Consider the following 23704-nt stretch of genomic DNA (forward strand, 5'->3'; position numbering starts at 1 on the left):
CTCATATTCCTTTCACAATCAAAGTGATAATCGTAACGGCCACATTAAAGCAGGAAATAACACAGGCAATCACAGCCATGTTTCTTCCTGCTTTTCCATTATCAGCCTTGATATGTTCTTCAAGACGACGAGCAGTTGCACATACATTCGGATTAAACTGGCAGGCAGTACTTCTCGAATCAAGACAGTCCATTCTTTTTTCCACAGCTTTCTTAAATTCTTTCATTTCAGATCTGAATCCAGAAAGCTCAACCTGTAAGCCATTCATCGACTTAACCAACAATTCAATGTTTTCGATTTCTATCCCCCTTAAACTCTTGTTACCCATATTTCAGAAGATAAAGCATCTTCCTTTTTATATCTAAAAGTGAGTTCATCAATTCTCACTTTCTTAAATCCACTTTGAGCATTAAGCCGAATATCCATAAAAGCTCCCACACGGGCATGAATCAGCGGAAGATAAGTTGTCAGGTAATAGCCGCCTTTACAGTTGATACAGTCCTGAAGAAGATCTTTCGCACGACGCTGGCAGAAAGGTTCATCTTCAAACAAATCATCAGACAGATATTTCGATGTTATGTTTTTTACAATCTGACCTTTAGCTGCAATCTCGTTATCGTCTTTTACAAAAATGCTATAGTTAGTTTCAGAAATAATTGCATGACCATAAATCGCAGCCTTATACAAACCAATCAGATCTCCATTTCGAGAAAGCTGCACAATCGCTCTGTCTTTGTAAGTCGTAGTATCGTACTGCACAATTTCAAACGATGGTGTCATCGTCGGGCTTGACCCGGCGATCTGCATATCACGGACAAATTCTTCTTCACTGGTAATCTCATCCGCATACACAACATTCCTAGTTTTACCTTCATCATTCTTCGCCGTATAAATTGCCTGGTAATCGTTATCAGAAATGATTTTTCGAGAATCATCCGTAAACGGATAATAAGGCCTCATATCCTCGTCATACCAAACCGGCGCATCGCTATAACTCCAGAGCTCCTGGCGTTCAGTCTGTACATAGCGTGTATATTTCAAACGAATATTATTCGCATACTTATCATTGTTATTAAAAAATCTGTAATGAGTAATTTGAGTTTCGTCCAAAGTAAAATCAGAATCTTCACTGTAATCATTTTCTGTATCATAAGGACTTTCTATAAAACTCAGAGTCAAATCCTTACCGCATTCCACAACAGCGTCATAAGCCTTAGCAAGAGCACAAAGCTCCTTCCATGCAGAACCAGCCACAACAACATAAGGAATGTCAAAAGGTAAAGAGCCGCAGTTAATCTCATTAGCACGAATCCCCCACGAGCCGCAATAATATGAACAAGAGATTTCTCCGGTTGCAGTCTGTCACAAACAACAGAGTGAACAACTGTTTGAGCATCTGTCCAGTTTCGCTGCAGCTTTGTGTCATCAAGCTTTGTACTCAAATCAATCAGATGTACCTTGGTAGTCTTATCAAGAAATCCAGTCTCCTGACTCTGAAATCCGCTATCATCCACAAACATATGAAAGCGGAAAAATGTATTAGTTCTGTCTCCAAAGCAATACCAGATCTGAACGCCTAGCCCTGGAACATATTCCGGATTCTTTTCGTTGTCATAAATGCCTTTCAAAAGAAGCTCGCCGCAGTTTACAATTCCACCAGCTTCCGTGTTATAAGAAGTTGCAACGCATTCAAGAATATCAGAGTCCGGAATATAAACATCGCCGCCACTAAGTTCCAGAACAATACGAACAAAAGGCCGAGCATCAGTATCGCAAATCTTTTTTTCAACTTCAGGCGGTAACTCGTAAAATCTCATAGCACCACCTGTGTGTTCTGTTCGCTGTTACGGATATTAAAAACAACAATGCCTGTTACTTCAAACTTCTGATAACAAAGCACTGTGTCAGCGCAGTTGATGTCTGCCATATCATCAAGAGGCTTCAGGTCATAAAGGTCTAACCAGATTCCAAATTGCTGGTCCAGTGTAATAGTAAGCTTTTCTATTTTATTCTGAGTCGGATAATGTTCTGTGTTTAATGGAAAGTACAGAGTAATCTGATACTTTGCTTTTTCAGTAAACTTTCCTGTAAGCTCAAAGCGGTAAACAAGAGGAAACTTTTTTAAGTCTGCAATTACACTGTGGCCGTCATAATAAAAAGTACGGCACTCGTTCCATGGCAAAGAGGGTGTAGTAATATCCCAGCCAGTAGTAAAAGAATCATCGTTATCTTTTACATCAAGCCTGAAATAAAGAGGTTCATTATTTTCTGCGCGAAGCTCAAAATCTTTTACAGATACATTTTTATAAATCAGCTTTTCACAAACACGGTCTACAAGAATATCAAACTTTTCATTCGAATAAAAAAGCAAAAGGAACAGAGCAAGAATATTATTATATTCAAGTCTCGTAACCACGCAGCCAGTGATTGCCTTGCCGGTTTCAACAAGCTTCTCTCTGTTCCTTAAGCCAATCACTCCAGGCAGAGCGTAGCCTTTGGACGCAGTGCGTACAGTTTCCTCGCTGTAAGGTAATGGATAATATTCTCCGTCTTTTGCTATCGTCAGTGTGCAGTCTCTACCTTGAACTTTCATAGCTCAAGTGTAAGCCCAAAGCCGTGTGCAAAAAGGTTCAGTTTTCTTAACCTTTTAGGTCAAATCGTTCGATGCTCAGATTTTTTAATGTCCTTACTTTTTGTTTAGTGGATTCTTTATTTACTGTAACATTGACATTAATAGGAATAGGATCTTGCTTTTCTAATTCAATAGGTTCTTCTATTTTTATAGGCAATGCTTTCTTTTGTTCAATGTTTTTGACTTCAATTTCAATAGGCTCTTTTTCAATATCAGATATTTTGATATCAACGTTTCCTTTTTTTATAGAAATTGGAACAAAAAAAGTTATCAATGATATAATAAATGAAGCTACTGCAATAATAGTAGTAGTCCAATATTGGACTTTTTGTATATTTTCACTTTTCTTTTGTCTAATTTCTAATTTATATTGTTTTATTTTATCATCTTCTTCTTTCTTTTGTTGTTTGATTTCTTCTTTTCTAATTTTTTGAGCTTCTAAATCTAAATAATCATTCTCAACCATATTATATAGTTTACTTGTAGGATAGTAATATGAAGAAAAATATGGCTTTAACTTCTTTGAAAGTGAAGGTTTTATAAAATCTGTTGTTGTATCACATATATCATCTTGTTTTACACATAAATCAGCTTCTGCTAAAAAAATATATTCATTTTCTTCCAAATATTTCATTAAGAGATAATATTCATATAATTTTGCAATTTTATCATAAAATAAATTTTTAAAATCTTCTTGCGTATTAAATCTTTGTGAGTTATAGACTAATTCTAATTCATCATTTCTATTAATAACATGAAAGCCACAGGTTATACTAAGACCAAATATACCTTCTAAATCAAACAAAATATTTTCAGCACAAACTGTTTGATTATTATTAAAAAGTTTGATTATTAAATCTAATACTTTTTTTTCAAAATCACTAAATTTTCTCATTTTATTTATTCCTTTTTTTAATTCTATTATTCTTTGAATGTTAAAGTCCTTTAATTTTTTATCAACTATCTAACAGACTATTTATACAAATCGCATTTTCAGAATTCAGAAAAGCTGTATGGTAATTCTTTTCTTTCCTGAATATGAAAGCAATAACATCATCATTACTTGATTTCCAATACGGTCTATAAAATTCCCACGTCATTAATGGATTATCTGAATATGCCTGAATTATTTTATTTGCAGTTTCAGCTTTAATAATAAAGCCAAGATATTTTTCTAGAAATTCTTTTTTTGCATCCTCGTTGAGTGAATACTTTGTAATATCAAAATAATAAGAATCATTTCTATTATCAAGCTCATTCATTTTACACATTAATGCAAATCTATGGCTTTTATTACTGGTATCTGCATAAATCTTATTAGACCAGGTAAGTATTATTGCGCCTTTTAATGGATTGCTATCAACAGGACTTACTGTATTAAAAACTTCATATTTAACGGTTTCGTAATCTGAATATTTTTTTTCATCTTTATTTCGTTCATATTGTTCTTGCATAAAACTTTCAAAAGAACAGAATTCATTTGCCCTTGTACAGTGTACACCATTAAAGTCAAAGAAGTATATTTCTTTTTTTTCTGCTGATGTTTCTTTTATAAATAAATTATTAAGACAATTAATAAGAGTTGTATCTGTTCTGTAATTCTCATCTAAGAAACAGACGCATTGTTTATCTAAAGTACGAAAAACAGAATATAAAGGTTCATAATCAACTGTTAGATATTCCTTAGGAAACTTATTGGAAATGTCCGAAAACTCAATAGCATTCAGTTTTTCCTTAAACTTTTTTTCATTTAACATTTTAATTATTCTTTTAATCAATTACTTCGTATTCCATTGTGCAATTTGAAATTGCATAAATTGTGCCAACAGAATCGGCACAATTAATTTATGATTTTCCAATAGCCGTTTCTGTCGCTTCCAACTCGTTCTATTATATTAAGATCTTTTAGAATCTTTATATGCTTTCGTATAGCTCTATCTGTAATTCCAAGAGTTTTTTCTAAATCGTTTGTAGTAGCATTAGGATTATTTCTAATTGCTTCAAATACAGCAACGGAACTTCTCGGAACTTTCTCGGAACTTTCTCGGAACTTACTAGGAACTTTCTCGGAACTTCCAGGCATTTTCTGTGCACTTTCAGCGAATCCGTCAATGCCATATTCTGCTGCAAGTTTTTTATAAGTTTCAGAAGCATTACAAATAGCAGAAAAACCGCCACTTACAACCTTTGGTTCTGGAAGAGTTGCATTTTGCTCGTCACAAATTGTTTTAATCTTGAAATATCCGCGACCCCAGGATTCAATAAATCCACACTTAAAGAAAATATCAGCAATCTTAGGATTTCTTGGAGCAGAATGATGTAATTTATAAAGGTCTTCAATCTTTACGGTTTCCGGCATTTCTCCAATATTCCAGATATCAATCTTGTCCTTGTAAATCAGAATCTGAATAGGATATGGCTTTGTGTAATCCTTATGAATAAGTGCATTCAGTAACAATTCTCGAAATGCTCCACGAGGGAAGAAGTAAGTTTCTGCTCTATGAATCTCATCTGGATATGAAATAAGGGCTTTCATATATTTTGTGTAGATAATATCAAGGGCATCTTCAACCTGTGTCATAAGAGAACCGTGAATTTCATCCTGGAAAAGAATGTCGGCATCATTTGCGAAATAACCGATTTTGGTATATGCACCAATTACCCATTTCTCAGGATCTGGATGAAAAGCCATAACTGCAGCACGTGTAAGCCGTTCTTTATCAAAGGCTCTGAAATTTTGCAAAAGAGCTTCATTTGATATTTCGAGTTCTTCTTCCTTAAAGCGGTTAGTTCTTATAGCCCATGTCTTAAATACCTTAAATGCTCGTTCATCTAAGTCCTTTAAAGAAACTTCAGGAATGGAAACAGCATCCCACGAAAGTCCATAAGCATTTAGAATCAAATCATTTAATTCAAAGCCGGTAACTTCCTGTGTGGTTGAACCAACTCTTTTGTAGTATTTTCCATGATAACTTACTGGATTTTCATACTTATTAACTTTGATAATCAGATATTTCAAATTATTGTCAGAATCATCAGCAACAGATACATCACATAAAAGGCCCATGCTCTTTGTAATCTTAAGAGGAATTGTTTCGCTTAATTTATGAAAATCTTGAACACCTGTTACAGTTCCTTTGTCGTTTACACCAATATAAAGGATTCCGCCTTTTGTATTAGCAAAAGCACAAATCCATTTGAGGTATTCATCCTGCCAGCTTTGCTTAAATTCTATATCCTGATTTTCTGATTTCTGTATTATCATATTTGAAAATATTATATCATAATCTTTGCTGTTTTTTCTATGTTTCAAAATAATATCACACCGTAATCCTCATAACTATTTTGTTTCCCTTAGAGTTTGTTATTTTACGGTCAATCCACATATCATTCTTCTGAATAATTAATGCTATGGCTTCAGAATAACGTGAGAATATAATTGGTCTTAGTTCTATGTTTGGTTGTAGTTTTAATTCAATGCTAACTGTATAAATTGTATTTTCAATAATCCTGTCTTTCTCAGAATACTCAGTTTCTTCTATACTAAATGTAAATAAAGGCAGTTTGATACAGTTCTCTGCGAGAGTCGTGTTTTCAAAAGGTTTAAGAATAATCCCGTCATTATGCTCCTTATTGATTTTCTCAATGTAGTCAGGCAGCTTCTGAATTAAGAGATATTCCAGTTCTTTATAAACAGGCTCAAAACTTTTCATAAACATTTTCTTCTATATAAATTGATTACAGACTGAATATCCTGTGGTAATTCAAATCCTGTTTCATCATCAAGATTTGTCTGCTTAATAAAGTCTTTCTTCTTTAGAAGGAAAAGTTTTACTATAACTTCTTTTAAGTCTGCCGGTAATGTTTCTTCTGTAAAACCAGCATTATAATTCAGAAAGACAACATGACCTTCAAGTTTTGGATCTATGAATAAAATACGATGTCCATCAATTACACAATTTGGAACACGCAGCTTTGTTGTCATATCAATGATGTTTATCATTTCAGATATGTTTTCGTGTTCTGTAAAAACCATACAGTCTTTTACTGTGTGTAATTCATTGTAATTCTTATCATCAAGAGTGTAACCTAAAAGCTTTTCAATGTAAGAAATTGTTGCTGCAAATATTAAAGAGTCTGTTTCTAATTCCTCAGCTTTAAGCTCTAATATTTTCTGTAGTTCTTCAAATGTGAAAGGTTTCATATTTCTCCGTCATCGGAAAAAGCGGGGCAAAGGCTAGTATAACCTCCATTCAGTCAAATACAAGGCCAAGCCCTTCGGGTGCTACGCAGCCTTGCATTTGCCTTCACTTCGGTTAGGGAATTTTCGCCTCCGCTTTCCAAAGCTATGCTATAGCAAAGCGTTAAGAAAAATTGCGAAAGCAATTTTTTAGCTTTACCACCTCTATCTTTGGACTGTTGTTTGTTATTCTGTTGCTGTTTTGAGCAAGACCATATTCTTTTTAGGACGAGTCACAAGGAATCCATCACGCTTGCGGAATCGCATAAAGAGCTCTCCATATTCGAGGCCTTCTGTTGTTTCGTCGAAACGTTTGATTTCAATTCCTTTGCGGTTGCCGTGAATGATTCTTTTTGGATTCATAAAGATGGCAATCACGCTGTCAGCTTCAATGTCTGCAAGCTGCGGCATCAGGCGACTTTCAACAACATCATATCCATCGATTTTTCCTGGCATTCCGTCGCCTGGCTTTCTCCAGATTGGATTGTGATTGTCGTCCTGAATGTTTGCGATATGACTGAGGAAGGTTTCATGAAGGAACCATTTGCAATATTTTCTTTCTTCCGGCTCAACCTGAAGCTCTGCCTTGCGGAAGTCGAGGTATGTGAGCTTTGATTCGTCTGTGCTCTGGATGCGGCAGACTTCTGCGTGTTCCATATTCATTGCACCTGTGAACGGGTCATCGTCTGCAATAAGACACTGACGGTCAAACTCCTGTCCGTAGGCTTCTGTAAAATCTTCGAGGAACAGCTTACCGAGGTCTACAAAAACATCTTCGCCAAACTCATCGAAGAATGGAACGTAACCAGCCAAGGTATAAGCCTTGAGCTCTGTTCTTGTCGGCATGTTTGATTTTGTTGCGTCGATTTTCTGACCGTAAGAAGTCAGCCACTTCAATTCGATTCCGCCGCGGTCTCTTTCCGGGATAAAAATGGATGGTCCGCTCATAGGGCGGGGGTAACAAGGTTCATCATCTGAGACTGTTTTGCAGCTTCCTGCATGATTGTCTCTTCATAAATCGGATTGATAAGATACTGGTCATTATTTGCCAAGTTTCCGATTGGCTCCCCGAGAACAGCTTTAGATGGCACAAAGCCTTTTCCGGTTTCCCAGGAGAAGTCTTTCGGGTTGTTCCATTTTTCAGCTCTTATGTTCGGACAGAACTTAAGCTGGCCGAGTGTTTCTGCATCCTTGTTCCAGGCTGCGTACAAAGCTTTACCAAGATTGTAACAAACATCTCTGTAAGAGAGTGGTTTCATTTCGGCATCAGCTTTACGCATAAGGTTACGAAGCTCTTTTACAGCTTCCTTAATTCCTTCAAGCTCACTTGTTGTTGCAGTTGTCTGACTGTCGGCAGCCTTCAAAATACCAGCAATGATTTCTTCATTCTCATTTAAATACTTCGAAATCTGTTCTGGTGTTGCAGCTTCTGTAGGAACAAGAGTTTTCATATTCTCTAATTTCTGCTGCAGTGATACAATTACTTCGTTCAAGTTTTCCTCCTTAGGTAACTTGGATAACAGAGCTGCCAGCAGGTTCCAATTGTCAGCAGCTCTGTTTTTATTTGCACTTCTAAGCCCGTGCCAGGCCTTTACTCAATTTGTCATAAAACGTAAGCTCCTCAGGTTCCTGAATTACTTCCGTAATCTCCAGTTTTTTCTCTCCGTTTCGGGCAAATGGATTTGCCGGAACACAGCAGATAGAGAATTCCAAAAGCTCCTGCTTTCGGAAAATCAGATCGCATTCGCGGTCTTTGGCTTCAAGAAACTCAATTTCCTCCGCAATGAATCCAACAGAGCCGCAGCGTAAAGCGCCGGCCTTAACTCTCTCCCCAATACTCCATCCGAACTCGTCAAACTCTTTTGAGTTGAATACAATATCTCCCTCGAGCACTGTATCAGCCTTCACATTCTCCGCATATCCTATCGCTGGAATAGAGTAATCATGACTCCAGAGAATTACAGGATTCGCAAGATAGTTCTTTAAGTTCCATCCGGCAGGGTCGACTTTTTCAAAGTCACGGTCTACATCAAAAGTACTCATTACCCAATGGAATGAATCTTTCTGTACATCAATGCTTTTGAAAACTTCAACCTGAGGCGAAAGTTTTCCAGAATGTGTATTGTCCTTTAAGAAAGACAAAAACAGATTCTTGTTTCTGGAAAACTCATTGTTTTCCACTCCGTCAATTTTTACTAACAACTCCAGCTCCTTAAGTTTATTTTTTCCAGCTGTTTATTCAGAACACTAAAATCTTTCATGCTCTCAAAACCGATTTTCTTTTTAAGTCTGCTGATATGAATGCCAACAGCACCTTCGGATGCACTAACCAGTCCACTGATTTGTTTGATTGATTTTCCTTCTCCAAGATACATACCAATCTCAAGCTCCATTTCGGTAATCTCAGAACAATACTTGCGAAAACGCAAATGTCCATTTGAATCCAGACTGTCTAAAACCTCTTCCGGAAAAATCTTCTCGCCAGAAAAGATATTACGCAGCTTATTCACAAATTCTTTTTTGTTACGAATATTACAAATAAAGCCATCAGCTTTAAGATCGTAAACTCGAAGACCAAAGAATCTTGAACAGTCTCCCTGCTCAACAAAAATAATCCGAAGCCTGTTGTTATAAACACGCAAAGCTGTCATTTTGAATCGAAGAACATAACTCAGAAAATACTTATCAAAAATGACAATATCATCCTCAGCACTCTTCAAATGATAAATGATGTCAGTATCATTTGAACCATCTACAATCTGCAGCGAAGGCATTGCTGCCTTTGCACAATGAGTAATAATTTCTTTTGTAAAATCATCACATACTGCAATTATGATTTTTTTCATTTTTGTACCTCTTTCTGTTATTGAGATTGTTCAACAGGAACCAATGAAGAAGCTCTGAACCAGGTATCACCCCATGGTTTTGTATTCTCACCACGTTTACGCAGAACATCATTAATGGTTTTCAAGCCGGCATTGATTTCTGCAATATCCCTGTTACTCTGGGCATCTTCTGATTCCTGTAACTCAGGTATAGAATCAAGATTAAATACACCAGTTTCAGGCAGATTAAATCTTCTGAACAACAGCACCTCAAGAACCTCTTCAAAATTCTTAAGGAGGGGAATTAATGTATAGTTCCAAAAAGCTCTGTGCTGACTGTCTGTATCAGTACCACTTAAGGAGCTCTTGGAATCCTGTATGTTAGCCACTCGTGGAGGTATTCCATATTTCGCGAGCAGTGTATACAAGTTCCACTTTTTCATATCATAAAGTTTCAGAACATCAGGGCTAAAAGTAAGCGGCTGGTACTCTGTACCTTTACCCAAAACAGCAACAAGATTCTTCATACCGCGGCCATATTTCCTGTCCCAGGTTCTCGCTAAAAGCTCTGCTTCAGCTTCTGTTAATACCTGGTCCGTCTTCAGTAAACCTTTCGGAACTCCTCCTTCTTTAAGCAAGCCTGTGTTTTGCTTTGCCGCAAGTAAATCCTGTTCAACCTCAAGCCCCAAACTTACCAGCGGACTTACGCCCCTGTAGACATTCCATGGGTTCCAGTCCTTAAAATGAATTACCTCATCAGGAAGAATAATCAGCGGCCATCCGCTGCCTTCTTCCGTGTAAACCCATTTGGTAATTTTTCCGCCGTCAACGACATGCTGCATATATCGCGGATTAAGAATGTAAATCTCAGTTGGAATCCCACAGACATAATTTTCTCCGAACCACCAGAATGCTTCACCATCCAGACTCCACCAGGCACAAGTCTGTTTCCATAAATCAAAGCGGCTCAGATTTTTATTTGGAAAACGAAAAAGATTTGCAAGAGCAGTGTCACGTTCTACTGTTCCATTTTTACGTACTTCAAATTCAGCTCTCGCTACGTTACGAGTTAAAATATCAATGCACACAGAAACCCAGGCATGTTGAAGATAAGGATCTGTGCAGGCCTTTTTCTCATGCACAGAAAAATCCTCAGCAACTGTCTCTCCATTGAGTTGTTCAAAACTTTGTAATTGCTTCTGCTGATTTCTTCTGAATAAACTCACTTTCTATTTCCTAGATTATCGGTAAACCAAAAAACTTATGCCATTACCACGCCGCTGGTCACCGCGCTGAAAATCGCATAACGCATAGCATCCATGTAATGGTCATTTACTTTTACAATCTGATTATTCTCGTCACGAGAGTAATCCCAAATCTCACCAAGAACGCCGGTACAGTCCTTGCAAACAAAAAACTTTCCGCGTTCAATCAATGCGATAATGTAATCAATTCCTGCATCCACAGAGTTATTAGCCTTAACACCTCCAGGTACTTCCTGAATTCTCTCTCCACCTGCCGGGTCGCAGTAGGTGACAAAGCATTCGTCATACCATCCGTTTGCAGTCTGGTTTTCAACGCTGGTTTTAGTTGTTATGTTGAATCCGCCATAGTCACCTATAACGTAAACACAGTCACCAATCCAACCAATCTTTACAGCTGCAATATGTAAGCCAAAATCCTGACCTCCAGTATATTTGTCAAACTCAGAAGGAAGCTTGTCGCGAGGAAGAATCATAGATTCTTCAAACTTCTCGTAAACACTTCCTTCTGGTTTTACCCAAAGACCGTCGCGGAATCGGGCCCGCTGCTTTTCCGGCATGTTGTCCAGAATGTCGCTGATATAATCCTCATCCAGATTCTCAGCGTTATCCATTGGGTTCAAAACAGCAGAAGCATAAAGTTCCGGCTTGTTTAATTTTTCATCCGTCCGAGGTTCAATTTTCCGGATGAAAACTTTATAAGCCCAATGCATTGGCGAACACGGGTTACAGTCATAAAAGAACTTGTTCTTACAACCTTCCACCTTCATTGCAAGACGAGAGTAGGCAGTTGTAATTGCAGAGTAAGAAATCTGACTCACTTCGTTAAAGTAAATCGTCACATACTCGTGACCCAGAATCCTGTCTACCTGTTCCTTATCACCAAGCCCACCAATCCAAATCTCACTACCGTTCCACAAGGTAATCAATCCGTCGTGTACGTTAGCTTTGTAATTGTTCGCACCAATCGTTTTGTTAAGCCAGGGAAGCAGAGTCTCATGGAGTACAGAGCTTCTGGCATCCTTTGCTCGAAAGCGGCAAATCAAATGTCTGCTTCCAGGATATCTGCAGGCACGAAATATAATCGCCATTACAAGAACCGTAGTCTTTCCAGAACGTGAACCACCAAAAAGCAGAACATGTTTCGCAGAAGAACTAAGCAGCTCTAAAGCTTTTTTCTGTACAGCTGTCGGCTTGAACAATTCACGCAATTACAAATCCTTAAATGAATCTGCAAATGTTATTGCAAGCTCGCCTTGTACTGGCTTATTGTTTTCTTTGTCTGCACCCGTAATAAACGAATCCAGCTTTGCAGAACGTTCAAGCAAATCCATTGCACCGTCTGCATTCAAATCATCAGGCTTCAGCGTTTTAATACGCTGAGCCACAAGTTCGTCAAAGCCGTTCAGCATTTCCATCTGGCGTTTACGGCGTTCAACTCGCTCAGCTAAAATCTCCCTTTCAGTTTCTTTTGCAATATACGCATCGTATTCTGCTGCACGTTCATTCCAACGGAAGATCCGTGCATAACGAGCCCAAGAGCCGTACTTATTCGGCTCAATTCCGTTCAGCTCAAGGCAGGCTTTAATGCTGCGTTTGTAGCCCATAGAACGGAAAAGACAGAAGGCCTTGAATGCCTTGGGAGATTCGCCTTCCAATTTTTTCTCCCAGGACTTCAAAGCTTCTTCTGTCTGAACAAGTTCACTGCTGCTGGTACAAACAGTGTCCTTTTCTCCCACGCCTAAAACCTCCTTTGCCTGATTATTTATTTACAACGTAACTTGCGTGTTCTGGTTCACGAACAGTGCAAACCATACTTCCAAGCCAGTTATATAAATCCGTTTTGCGAAAAATAATGTGTCTGCCATAACTTACATGCGGAATCCTTTTTTCTCTTGCTAGCCGGTAAACAAAAGTTGTACTGAATTTCAAGTAAGCCGCAGCTTCTTCAACCGAAAACAACTCCATGTTTTCTTTTTCAGTTTCGTCCATAAAAATCTCCCTGGGCCTTTTACGCAGAGCAAAAGAGCATAAAAAAAGCCACAACAGTTTTCTGTTATGGCTTAATGATAAATCCAAAGTGTTAAGCAAAAAGGTTTAGGATTTTTAACCCAGAGGTTAATTTTTCTAAACCTTTTTGCACATCAGGCAGAAATAATACATTCTTTCCAGGCATCTTGCATAATGCTTCGCATATTATTCAATTGCGTCATAGTCTCATGGTCCGCATAATGCAAGCTCATAGAAGCACTCTTATGACCAAGAATAGCCTGAACATTTTTAATATCAGTTCTCTGTGCAAGAAGAGTAGCGCAGAAGTGACGCAGACTGTGAAATACAATGTTTCTCTCTTTGCGCTGTTCTTCGCTAATTCCAATTTCACTAAGAGCCTCATAAAAGCTGTCCTGATAATAAGCAGGCCTGCAAGGAATCTCAGGTTTTACGTTACTGAAAAATACATAACTCAAATCAGAATAATTAGGATTCAATCTTGCCCTGTTCATAAGCTGCAAAAGAAGTTCACGAGTAACAGGCACGTCACGATCTTCGGTATTCTTAGTAGACTTCAAACCGTCTTTTTCATTCCAGCTATGACGGATGTGCAAAACTTCAGCCTGCATATCAAGGTCACAAACTCTAAGTCCGCTAATCTCTCCGGCACGCAACCCACAGTAAGCGGCAAGCTCAAATGCAAGTTTCCCAAGATGGTTTCTCCAGTTCAAATTCAAGAGAGAACGAGCTTCACTCTCAGTTGGAATGTCACGTTTTTCATTGCTGATGCCATAACGCTCAGCACCAGCCATAGGATTAAACGAAATCTTATGCTTATCAAAAAGGTATCCAATAGCCTTACTTCCACAAGTTATAGCATGGTTTACAGTAGAGCCCGAAAGCTTCTTTACCGTGTATAGGTAAAAGAAAAAGTCATCAAGTTCATCCTGTTCCAAATCTTCAACAAGCTTGTCCGGTCCAAAGTACGGAAGCCAGTGATTCTTAGCAAGCCCCTTCATTGCATCAGTATGCATACGCGAAAGTTTTTTACCTTTGGCAAAGGAACGTTGAAGAGCTTCAGACTTATCATAATCCCAGAAGTTAATTAAGAACTCAGCAAGCTTAATGTCAGATTTTTTCGGAGCCGGTTTTTCAACAGGAACAGAAACAGGTGCAACAGTTTGAATAGGCGTGGAGAGAGGAGTTGCAACAGATACGCCCATTTTTTGAGAAAGCATAGAAAACATAAGCTGCGCATCAGAAGCAGAAAGACCGTTAATAATGCTTTGAACTTTTTGTGGAGAAGCGGAATCAGAATTCAGAAAAGCACGTGAATGACTCTTAGCTTCCGGCAAACCATTCTTTACCCAGTCTGCCGCAATCACAGTAGCTTCAACCTTGTCTTTAGAATGAGTGCTTTTAGAAGCTCCCTTCAAACCAGTAATTGGATCAATCATTATGGCCATGTAATAGCCCCAATGATTCTTTACAAGATAGAACTGACGCATAAAAACCTCCTGTTCTGACATATCAGGACAGCAGTGGAAAAACTTCAAACGAACAAGCCTTGTGTAGGTTCTTATGTAGGTCTTTATGTAGCTCGTTGTGTAGGTCTCAGTTTTTCCACAAGTCTTTAAGCAACCTTTCCATCAGGAGGGTACACTCAAACTCATTGAATAAACTCTAATTCCTTACAAAATAAGAAAATAGACAAAAAAAAGACCTTCTCATCTGAGAAGGTCTTAAGCGGCTGCTGCAGGTTTTGAACCTGCGACACATGGATTAACAGTCCATTGCTCTACCAGCTGAGCTAAGCAACCAGCAGTTCTATTGAACGTGAGTATCATAGTATAAAAAAATGAAAAAAGAGTCAACCTAAATTGATTGATTTATCAGCAATTCATGATATTTTTGCTTAAATCAATTGTTTTTTTTTGCTTTATCACATTTTCTTAAACTTTTGGCAATAATTTGATATTATCTAAAAAATGAATCTTTCAAAAAATGAGTTGAGAAAACAAATAAAAACAGTAATCTCGGAAAACGGCGCAAAACTTGCTTGCTGGTCAAACAAAATTTGCTGCAAAATAATGTCATCTGAAATTTACAAAAATGCAAATACAATATTAAGCTATATGCCACTTTTTGACGAAGTTAACGTTTTGCCTGTCAATCAAAAAGCAGATGAAGATGGAAAATCAGTTTTCATTCCGCGAATTGAGTTTGAAAACAATTTATCACATATAAATTTTTATAAATTTTCTAATAAACTGCCAACTGAAACAGGTCATTTTGGAATTCAAGAACCGCAGACTGATTGTGCTCCATTTAAGATTGATCAGAGTGTCAAAGATATTCTTATATTGATTCCAGGGCGCGCTTTTACAAAAGACGGCAAACGGATTGGACGTGGAAAAGCATACTACGACATCTTTCTTTCTAAAATACTGAATAACAAATTTGTGTTAAATAAAAAATGCCGTGTCCATTTTGCCGGAGTTTGCTTTCCAATTCAGATAATGGAAAGCATTCCAACCGATGAACACGACATTTTGATGGACTTTATATTTTTTTAATCCAACTTTATTCTATTTTTCAAGGATAAATTCTACTCGTCTGTTTTTCCAGTTATTGTTCTTATCTTTCGGATTTACAACTGGCTTAGTGCCGCCAAATCCTTCTGTAGAGAGAGACGAAGAACTTACACCACGCTTAATCAAATAAGTTTTGATTGCCTCAGCGCGCTCTTTAGAAAGCGGCATAGAAGCACGTCCCCATTCACGAGGGTTATCTACAGTCTCTTCATTAGGATTATCTGTGATTTTGTTAGCGTGACCAACTACTGTTACTTTGTAATCAGGGAATTTCTTCAAGATTTCAGCAATTCGGTTCAAAACTTTAACGTTGTTGTTTACCTGAACTTCTGTAAGTTTAGCAGATGCCTTTTGGAAGTTTGAATCATCAGACTCAAAAATTATAGAAGGAACTGCCATCTTGAGAACATTGCCCTCGCGGATAACAAGCACATCGACAGGAATTACACCTTTGATTGTAGAAGTCATTCCAAGAGTGTCTGTCACAGTGAATTCATAAGGATAATCCATTGCAGACTGAACACGCTCCGCGTTTCCTTTATCATCTTTTTGAGTGTTACTCAACCCGTCCCAAATAATTCTTTCAGTGATTGTTGACTTGCCGGAAGTCGTCCAGAATGCATTTCCTTTTGGATCGTTGATCGTGAACGACCAGTTCTTTATTTTAGATTTTGTAGAACCTGAAAGTCTTATATACAGATCATCATCTATTCCGTCGTTGTCAGGGCTAAAGAATTCCGGAGCGGTCTTGATTGCAAGAACAGGAGGAGTTGCCGTACAAACAAATGCTGAAGAAACAGCGCTTACTGTGTTTCCGTTCTTGTAAGAAATGTCGAGAGTTCCAATAAATGTTCCTTCACATGCAATTCCGGATTTATCCGCACCGTTCCAATTTATGACAGCAGGCAGATTAGCGCTGTCTTTTTCTGTAAGCTCGTAAACGCTTGTGCCATCCTCTTTTCTTACATTGAAGTTCCAAGCAAGGATGCTGTCAGCCACAGTTGTTCGAATTTCAAATTTCTGAACATCGAGAGTTCCATCATTATTTGGAGAAATGCCTTCGTATTCCGCAGTGATATAAGCTTTTGTTTCACGATTATCGAGAGTGATTCCTTTTATTTCTGTGCTAAAACTATTGCCGGCATCATCCGTAGCAAAAATTACAACATTGTATTTTGCATTGTCTGCGAGATTTCCGGCTTCGTCTGTACCGTCCCAAGTAAAGTCGTCTGATTTTCCGTTCCAAGTGAATTTCTTGACTGCTTTATCTTTTGAGTTGCGAACTTCCGCCGTCCAAAGTTTTTCTGATGTGCTTTCTTTGATAGTGACAGGAATATTTTTTTGAGCACCGTTTCCGTTCGGAGCAAAAGAATCCCAAGGAATTTCTGCTGTCAATTTTGGAGCAACTGTATCTAGTTCAAATGACTGAGTTGAAGCAGCAGCAGTTGAACCGTTTGCAGCAGTTATTGAAAGCTGAGCCGAATACATGCCGTCTGCACAAAGAATCTTATCGTTATCTTTGCCGTCCCAAACAAAACTTACAGGAAGCTTTTTTGACTCTTTTACTGTATAAACAGCTTTTCCTGAAGAATTTTTTACTGAAAATTCATAAGAAGCAACATCTTTTGTGGCAGTTACAGGATTAAATGTTATTGTGTCTTTTACTTTGTTTCCGTTTGGAGAAAATGCTTTATCAGACATCGCTAGCAAAAGCTGAGTTTCTGTAGTGTCAAATGTTACGAGTTCAGAAGACTGGCTTACTCCTGTGTTGCCGGCAAGGTCTGTTCCTGTAAGGACAAACTTATACTGACCTTTGTCAGCAATAGTTCCCTTTGCAGAAATACCGTTCCAGATAACTTCTGACGGAGGATACTCTCCAAAATCATACGTATTTACGACTGCGTTTGTCTCAGAATTGATAATTTCGGCTTTCCAAGAAGGAACAGGAGCTCCTGCGGATGGTGTCAGCATAATTGAATATTTTACAGAATCTTTAGAACCGGCGCCAAAAACTTTTTCAGAAGCGACAATCTGAGCTGACGGTTTTTGAGTGTCGAGAACTATCACAGGAGATTTAATTTCCGCAGGTTCGTATCCGTTGAGATATTTAGCGGTAACTACAGCTTGATATTCTCCGTCTTTGAGAAGTTTTCCATCGTCGCCGGTTCCGTCAAATACGATTTTTTCCGGTGGAACTGAACCAGAATTGCTCTGATTGAATGATTTTACAACTTTGTCGCGGCTGTCTTTAATTGAAACTGCCCATTCAACAAGTTTGTTTCCTGAACGTTCAGATGGAACAGGGATTGTCAGCTCAAAAGTTACGTCAGAAAGTTTGCTTTCCGTTTTCGGAGAAAAATAACGCGAGCCTTCAACGAATATGTTTGTAGCAGGCTTATCAGCTGAATAAATGATGTTTGAGATTACAGACTGAGCTGCAACGTTTCCTGCTCTGTCTTTTGATGTAATTTCATAAGAATAAACTCCGTCTGCCAACTGCGCATCAAAATCATCTGTACCATACCAGTTGAAGTCCGCAGGTTCAGCGTTTACCCATTTTACAGTCTTTACGATTTTCCCATCGGAAGCTTTGAAAGTTCCAATCCATTCATCTTCTTTTGAACCGGTCTGCTTGATTTTCAATGCAGATTTAGAGCCTTCACCGAAAATCTTGTCAGAAGGCTGAGCAAGCTCAATATCAGGAGCAACTGTATCTACGACAACTTTAAACTCCTTTGTCTTGCCTTCATTTCCGTTATCATCAGTTGCTGTGAGATAATATGTATATGTCCCGTCAGGAGCTGTTTCTCCGTTGTTCATCGCACCGTTCCAGATAACTTCACGCGGAATCTGAACACCTTTTTTTACAGAAAAAAGCTGCTTAAAGAATGATTTGAATGTCACGCTCTCAGGACGTGCAACTTTATTGCCAATTGTACGGATTACGTTTCCTTTTGAATCTTTTATGATAAGACTCCATCCCTGAATATAGCGTCTATCAGATATATTGAGGGGGATTACGAGTTCATCTTTTACACCGTCATTGTTTGGTGAAATATATTTTGTTTGAGCCGATAACGCATTAGCCGCAAAAATTAAAAACAGACTAAAAATCAATATTTTTTTGTTCATTATTCAGCCTCCTTTATTTCAAAAATTTCAATTTTTGGACCTTCTGTATCTTTCATACCGAGGTCAATATCTGCACAAACCGAAAACGCATTTACTGCGCTGTACATATTTTTGTAACCGGCAGATGTAGTCATTTCACTTTCGCTCCAGCCGTTGTTCTTAAGATACGAATTTGATTTTACGTTGAATGAAAAAGTAAAAAGGAATGCAATCGATGGAATGTAGTTTGCATGACCGGCCATCGATTCTTTTAAGTTATATTTTTCTCCAATGCTTATAATAAATTTTTCTTTGATTGCGAGCATTACATTTGCGTCAACAATCAGGTTTTGAAAAAGCGGAGTCGTAAAATCGAGCGCAGTGCCGACCTTTAATACGTCGTTTTCAAACATCGTTGCAGAAGCGCCTAACTTAACTGTTGCGAGAGTTGGGAATGGCGTGCTGTCAAGCATGCGTCCCTTGTCATCAAAAGTTTTAATCGCATATTTCCCATTATCAGGAGTCGAATTCGTATAACCTTTACCGAGATTTAAAGCTGAAAAGCCTAGTCGAAAGTTTTTCATAAATCCGACTTCTCCGTAGTTATATACAGTACCTATATTTGCGCCCAATGACCAGTCAAAGCCGCTAGAAAGCTTTATTCCGGCATTCAAACTCAAGCCAACATCGAGTTTATCTGTGATTTCTTTTGAAAGCCCAATTTTCATATTGACTGAATCACCGAGGTTCATCTCGTTATAACCGACAAAAATCCCATCGACAAAACCACTTACAATATATAACTTTGTTGGGATCATAATGCCTAATTGGAATGCCTGTCCTATTTTGTGTATTAAAGAATCATATCCTCCCGAATAAAAGAAAGTATATCCAAGGTTTAAGTTAATTCTCTGTTCTTTAGCAGCAAGTGCAGGGTTTACAATAAGAGAATCAGAGCCGGCATTAAAAAGCCCACCTCCGGTAACAGAAAGCCCGCCGGAAATGTTTAGCGGACTCGAAACTAGATATAAATCCTCTGTTCCAACAGGAGGATTGTAGGCATTAACAGCAGTCAGCATAAATAAAGCCGAAATGACCGCAGTTGCTAATTTTTTCATATAAATCTCCTTATATGTTTAGGTATTTCCAATGACTGATTATAACTGAATAAATTTATTTTTACTATATGTTAAAATTTTCGGATAAAAAGCTTTGATTGTAAAACTGATAAAATCTTGAATTATTAATAGAATTACCATATAGTAAGTGTATGATCAGCAAAGAAAAAAATCAAAATTCTAAGAAAAAAGAAAATTTCTTTCAGGCGCTTATCGCTTCTATTTTTAAGTCTTCAAGCCCGGATGCAGAAAAAAAACGTCGTCTAAAAGCGATCGCAAAAAATATTGCAAAATCGAAATATCACAATTTTTATAAACAGTCTTCAGGAGAAATGCTCGCTCCTTTTGGCAAATTGATTTTTGAAATTTACAAAGCGACTTCTCCTGCCCAAATCGTATTTAAAAATGCTCAAAACCCTGCAATTTTCAATCGTCAGATTATAAACTACATCCTTTCTGAACGCCAGCTGGAACTTCTTGACAGCTTTGATGAAACGAAAGTTCTTGAAGCAATCAGACACACACCTGTATCCCAAGTAAAAAACGACATTGAAAACAAATTACAAGAATTTTCTCACGATTTTGACGAAGCAAAAACCGCAAAAGCCGAAGCAATTTCTAAAACTTTCACAATTTTCAAAGATTTCTGTTGTTTTGATTATTACATGATTATCAAAAAGTTCGATTCAACATATAGAGAATATTCATTCGATTTGGCTCCCACTATCGAAAAAGTCAGCGCAGAATATATCCTCGACGATATAAAAGATTTTCTTTCAGTCGCATATTCGCTTACAGACGATTCGATTGACTGGGGTCCACTTTTTGATTTCTTTAAGAAAACTCAAGGGAAAGAATTAGTTCCTTTTGGCAGCTGGAAAAAAATTGTCGCAAAAATCAGGAGCATCCAAAGCTCTCGCACCCTCGACTTAATAGTTCAGCACGCTTCAGAAAATCCTGAATATGTAACAGAAGTTGCCTACCATTACGAGCCGATTGTCGAACCATATTTTGATAAAATTGAAAGTGATGTAAGAAATCTTATCGCAAAAATAGAAGCAGAGCAGAAGGCTTCAAAAGTTTCTTCCATCTGCATTCAGATTTTTGGAACGGCAAATCCACAAAGTCTAAAATTTTACGTTCCATCTTTCAATGCACCTCTTGAAAAAAAAGATTTAAATACATTTGAATACACAGAGCCTTTGAATTATTTGAAAACTTTCCTTGTTGAATTTGTAAAAACAGCAATCCGTGAATTTTATGATGTTGTTGTAATCCGGGGTCAGTGGGATGCGACGCTTTCTGCACCTCTTTCAAACGCTTATCAAGAGCTTCTTAAAACTTCTGACGAAATTACAATTTTTGATGAAAAGTTCTCGGAAGACGGTGTCAGCGGAATTAAAGTAAAGACACTTTTGCCAAAGACCGCTCACGATGCCGGCGCAGAAAACATCATAAACCGAGTGATTTCAGATGCAAATGAAACGGCGCGAGGTTTTATAATTTCTTCTGCACAAAATTTGATAACGATCGGAAAAACAATAAAACCATTGATTGACGATATGGCTCTTTCAAAACCTGTAATTGTTCAAAACTGGAAAGAGCTTGATAAATACATCGACTTGCCGATGCATGATTTTTGCGTTGGAATTTATAAAAAGATTTATATGTTTGTTCAGTTGATGCAAGCTTACGTCAATTAATTTTTATTTGTTGCAGATTTTATTTGCCGACGCTTTCTCTGTCAACAATTTCCTGCAAATTTTCGAGTGGTTCTTCTGCAAATGACGACAGCGAAAAATAATCATTCTCTTTGTTTGCCGGGACTTCTTCTGTAAGTTCTTCGATCTTTTCCTGCTTCTCTGAAGCATAATCTTTCAAATCGAACACTTTAAATATTTTCCGATTTCCATTTAATGTCGCAAAAGAATATTCCGAACCGAGCCTTATTTCTTCTGCATAAAGATTATCTACAGTAGCGAATTCGTTGTTGTCAAAATACGTTTCGTCAGAAGGTTCGTACTTGTGTTGCCCCTTATTTATACTGAAAAGTAATTCTTCAGTGCGTTTATTTTCGAATTCGGATTCTTCGAGTTCATCAAGTTCGTCTATTACGTCGTCAATTATATCTTTTTGAACAGGAGGGGTATATTTCAAATCTTCATGACGTTCTTTTTCAGACTCAGGCGGCGAAACATCATCGGCATCTTCAAGCTCTTCAACGTCTTCAAGCTCTTCAACATCCTCGAGTTCTTCAACCTCTTCAACATCTTCAAGTTCTTCGACATCATCTACACCTTCAGGTTCTTCAACATCTTCAAGTTCTTCGACATCATCCAAGCTCTCTTCATCTAGTTCTTCAACATCATCGAGATCTTCAACATCTTCAAGTTCATCTATATCATCTGAATGCACAACAGTCTGCGCAGCGCCATCGTTTTTTTGCCCTGTCAAATCGCTTCCAGCAGAAACAACAAGATTTAATTTTGCCTTTTTGATTACGTCTTCAAGAACTTTGCGAATTTCTTCAACCGATGCTTTTGAAATATTCCTGTCATCAGATTTCAAAGCGGCTTGACTTTGAGTTTCCGAGTCATAGTCAGCTTCGGTTTCTGCCGAGATGTTTTTTATTTTATTGTCAAAAATAACAAATATCTCGTTCCAGTTTTTTTCGAGATATTCGCTTAATTCTTCTCTGCGCTTTTTGCTGTGCACGTTGAGGCTTTTTACGATATCAGTTGTAAAATCTTCTTTCCGAGTCTTTAACTGCCCCGCAACGTAGCTCCATTTATTTCCATTTTTACGGCTTTCGTCGCTGCTCAAATATTCGTCTATTATTGCAAGCTGTATGCATTTAATACGGTTTTTCAGAATCGTGATTGGATCTTTCCTAAAACTGAACACGAGAAAAATTATAAGAAAGATTGAAATAAATGCACAAAGATAAATTAAAATTTTTAATTCGTTTGAAAGTTCAAATAAATTGCTCGGGAAAACTCCGCTTATTCTGATAAAATCTTTGCGAGATGAAGTCAGAATTACCCAAAAGCGACCGTCTCTCATCTCTAAGATTTTTTCCGGTGATGACACTTTTTCAAGCTCAACGGCAGAGACTGCTGTTTTTGAAAGCGTTTGCCAATAATTTTGAACAGGCGTTTTAAATGTTTTTGTTTCCCCTGCCGGGATTCCTAAAACGATTCCGCCATTTAAACTATTGTCAGAATAAATCGTAAAGCTTTGAACAAATGAAATTGCATTTTTATCTGCAAGAGATTTTTCGATTTCGTAAATATTTAAGTAAAAAAGACATTTTGCCGAATAAATTCCATCCATCCAGCAAAACGGCACATAAATGATGATCCTCCCGCGCAAATCGTCAAACAGAATTTTTACGTTGCTTTCGTCGGTGTTATTTTCAAAAATATTGAATTCGAGCTCGCCTGCATCTTTTACAATATCAGGATAATTTTTGTAACTTTTTGTTATTCCATTCAGCCGCAGAACATCAGTATCATTATAAGAACTGAAATGAAGATTTTTACCGTTTTTATCGATGATTCGGATTCCATCGAGTGAAGGAATCTCAGCAAAAAGCTGTTCCGTGAGTCTGCGGCGGCGGCTCACATCGCTTTCAGATGGATTTTGAACGTAATAACTGCGGACAGAACGGTCATTTATCCAAGCTGTTTCACTTCGTTGAACTTTTTTGAGAATATCAGAGATGTACAAATTACAGCTTTCAGAAATTTTATCAAGCTCAGCTATGTTTTCACTAATTTTTGCCTGCGAATAAAACTTGTTTTCGATATACTTGAAAACGCTTGTATTAAGCGACAGAAAAAAAATTGCAAAGAGACTAAGCGCACTCAATAAGCTGAAAGCGATCTTCTGCCTAGAAGTCATCTTTATCGTTATATTATCGGCATAGAG

23 protein-coding genes and 1 tRNA gene are annotated in these 23704 nt (G+C 37.7%); 2 read left to right on the forward strand and 22 right to left on the reverse strand.

Annotated elements, in window-relative coordinates:
* Position 1: 1 nt before the first annotated feature.
* From H9I37_RS00290 to H9I37_RS00375, 19 genes are all read right to left on the reverse strand, one after another.
* Positions 2-328 (reverse strand): hypothetical protein, encoded by a 327-nt coding sequence (locus tag H9I37_RS00290; protein WP_187380498.1) that lies wholly within the window; start codon positions 326-328, stop codon positions 2-4.
* Entirely contained in the window at positions 310-1254 is a 945-nt protein-coding gene (locus H9I37_RS00295; RefSeq protein ID WP_187380499.1) for a hypothetical protein, read from the reverse strand. The genes H9I37_RS00290 and H9I37_RS00295 overlap by 19 nt, the downstream gene beginning before the upstream one ends.
* Positions 1176-1817 carry a hypothetical protein gene (locus H9I37_RS00300; protein ID WP_187380500.1) on the reverse strand — a complete coding sequence of 214 codons (642 nt, stop codon included), beginning with the start codon at positions 1815-1817 and terminating at the stop codon, positions 1176-1178. The genes H9I37_RS00295 and H9I37_RS00300 overlap by 79 nt, the downstream gene beginning before the upstream one ends.
* A complete protein-coding gene (locus H9I37_RS00305; RefSeq protein WP_187380501.1) occupies positions 1814-2593 on the reverse strand; it encodes a hypothetical protein in 780 nt (259 codons plus the stop codon). The genes H9I37_RS00300 and H9I37_RS00305 overlap by 4 nt, the downstream gene beginning before the upstream one ends.
* A gap of 46 nt (positions 2594-2639) precedes the next feature.
* The gene (locus H9I37_RS00310; RefSeq protein WP_187380502.1) at positions 2640-3527 is read right to left on the reverse strand and encodes a hypothetical protein; all 888 of its coding nucleotides are present in this window, start codon (positions 3525-3527) and stop codon (positions 2640-2642) included.
* A 61-nt stretch (positions 3528-3588) separates the two neighbouring features.
* Positions 3589-4389 (reverse strand): hypothetical protein, encoded by an 801-nt coding sequence (locus H9I37_RS00315; protein ID WP_187380503.1) that lies wholly within the window; start codon positions 4387-4389, stop codon positions 3589-3591.
* Between the two features lie 83 nt (positions 4390-4472).
* Positions 4473-5897 (reverse strand): RNA-binding domain-containing protein, encoded by a 1425-nt coding sequence (locus tag H9I37_RS00320; protein ID WP_187380504.1) that lies wholly within the window; start codon positions 5895-5897, stop codon positions 4473-4475.
* A gap of 55 nt (positions 5898-5952) precedes the next feature.
* On the reverse strand, positions 5953-6345 hold the full coding sequence (locus H9I37_RS00325) for a hypothetical protein (RefSeq protein WP_187380505.1): 393 nt from the start codon (positions 6343-6345) through the stop codon (positions 5953-5955).
* On the reverse strand, positions 6342-6836 hold the full coding sequence (locus H9I37_RS00330; RefSeq protein ID WP_187380506.1) for a hypothetical protein: 495 nt from the start codon (positions 6834-6836) through the stop codon (positions 6342-6344). The genes H9I37_RS00325 and H9I37_RS00330 overlap by 4 nt, the downstream gene beginning before the upstream one ends.
* A 222-nt stretch (positions 6837-7058) precedes the next feature.
* Positions 7059-7820: a phage major capsid protein gene (locus tag H9I37_RS11420; protein WP_255422444.1), complete on the reverse strand. Its 762-nt coding sequence runs from the start codon at positions 7818-7820 to the stop codon at positions 7059-7061.
* A complete protein-coding gene (locus H9I37_RS11425; protein WP_255422445.1) occupies positions 7817-8365 on the reverse strand; it encodes a hypothetical protein in 549 nt (182 codons plus the stop codon). The genes H9I37_RS11420 and H9I37_RS11425 overlap by 4 nt, the downstream gene beginning before the upstream one ends.
* A gap of 79 nt (positions 8366-8444) precedes the next feature.
* Positions 8445-9074, reverse strand: a complete 630-nt coding sequence (locus H9I37_RS00340) for an HK97 family phage prohead protease (protein ID WP_187380507.1) — start codon at positions 9072-9074, stop codon at positions 8445-8447.
* Positions 9068-9718 (reverse strand): response regulator transcription factor, encoded by a 651-nt coding sequence (locus H9I37_RS00345; protein WP_187380508.1) that lies wholly within the window; start codon positions 9716-9718, stop codon positions 9068-9070. Before H9I37_RS00345 ends, H9I37_RS00340 begins: the two co-directional genes overlap by 7 nt.
* 17 nt (positions 9719-9735) lie before the next feature.
* Positions 9736-10923 carry a phage portal protein gene (locus H9I37_RS00350; protein WP_187380509.1) on the reverse strand — a complete coding sequence of 396 codons (1188 nt, stop codon included), beginning with the start codon at positions 10921-10923 and terminating at the stop codon, positions 9736-9738.
* Between the two features lie 35 nt (positions 10924-10958).
* A complete protein-coding gene (locus H9I37_RS00355) occupies positions 10959-12170 on the reverse strand; it encodes a phage terminase large subunit (protein ID WP_255422446.1) in 1212 nt (403 codons plus the stop codon).
* Positions 12171-12698 (reverse strand): hypothetical protein, encoded by a 528-nt coding sequence (locus H9I37_RS00360; protein WP_187380510.1) that lies wholly within the window; start codon positions 12696-12698, stop codon positions 12171-12173.
* Positions 12699-12720: 22 nt separating this feature from the next.
* Positions 12721-12951: a helix-turn-helix domain-containing protein gene (locus tag H9I37_RS00365; protein WP_187380511.1), complete on the reverse strand. Its 231-nt coding sequence runs from the start codon at positions 12949-12951 to the stop codon at positions 12721-12723.
* A 152-nt stretch (positions 12952-13103) separates the two neighbouring features.
* Complete coding sequence (locus H9I37_RS00370) at positions 13104-14459, reverse strand: tyrosine-type recombinase/integrase (protein ID WP_187380512.1); 1356 nt, start codon at positions 14457-14459, stop codon at positions 13104-13106.
* Between the two features lie 239 nt (positions 14460-14698).
* A tRNA-Asn gene (locus tag H9I37_RS00375) sits at positions 14699-14771 on the reverse strand.
* A 168-nt stretch (positions 14772-14939) separates the two neighbouring features.
* Between H9I37_RS00375 and H9I37_RS00380 the strand changes: the two genes are divergently transcribed.
* Positions 14940-15527 (forward strand): 5-formyltetrahydrofolate cyclo-ligase, encoded by a 588-nt coding sequence (locus tag H9I37_RS00380; protein WP_187380513.1) that lies wholly within the window; start codon positions 14940-14942, stop codon positions 15525-15527.
* A 12-nt stretch (positions 15528-15539) separates the two neighbouring features.
* Here the strand turns inward: H9I37_RS00380 and H9I37_RS00385 are convergent, their stop codons facing one another.
* Together H9I37_RS00385 and H9I37_RS00390 are read right to left on the reverse strand one after the other, a co-directional pair.
* Entirely contained in the window at positions 15540-18677 is a 3138-nt protein-coding gene (locus H9I37_RS00385; protein WP_187380514.1) for a FlgD immunoglobulin-like domain containing protein, read from the reverse strand.
* Positions 18677-19774 carry a hypothetical protein gene (locus H9I37_RS00390; protein ID WP_187380515.1) on the reverse strand — a complete coding sequence of 366 codons (1098 nt, stop codon included), beginning with the start codon at positions 19772-19774 and terminating at the stop codon, positions 18677-18679. The genes H9I37_RS00385 and H9I37_RS00390 overlap by 1 nt, the downstream gene beginning before the upstream one ends.
* 152 nt (positions 19775-19926) lie before the next feature.
* Between H9I37_RS00390 and H9I37_RS00395 the strand changes: the two genes are divergently transcribed.
* Positions 19927-21477, forward strand: a complete 1551-nt coding sequence (locus H9I37_RS00395; RefSeq protein ID WP_187380516.1) for a DUF5312 family protein — start codon at positions 19927-19929, stop codon at positions 21475-21477.
* A gap of 19 nt (positions 21478-21496) precedes the next feature.
* Here H9I37_RS00395 and H9I37_RS00400 read toward each other — a convergent pair whose 3' ends face one another.
* Positions 21497-23677, reverse strand: coding sequence for a hypothetical protein (locus H9I37_RS00400; RefSeq protein WP_187380517.1), 2181 nt, complete (start codon positions 23675-23677; stop codon positions 21497-21499).
* Positions 23678-23704 lie beyond the last annotated feature (27 nt).

The sequence above is a fragment of the Treponema sp. Marseille-Q3903 genome (assembly GCF_014334335.1).
In the GTDB taxonomy this organism is placed as follows: domain Bacteria; phylum Spirochaetota; class Spirochaetia; order Treponematales; family Treponemataceae; genus Treponema_D.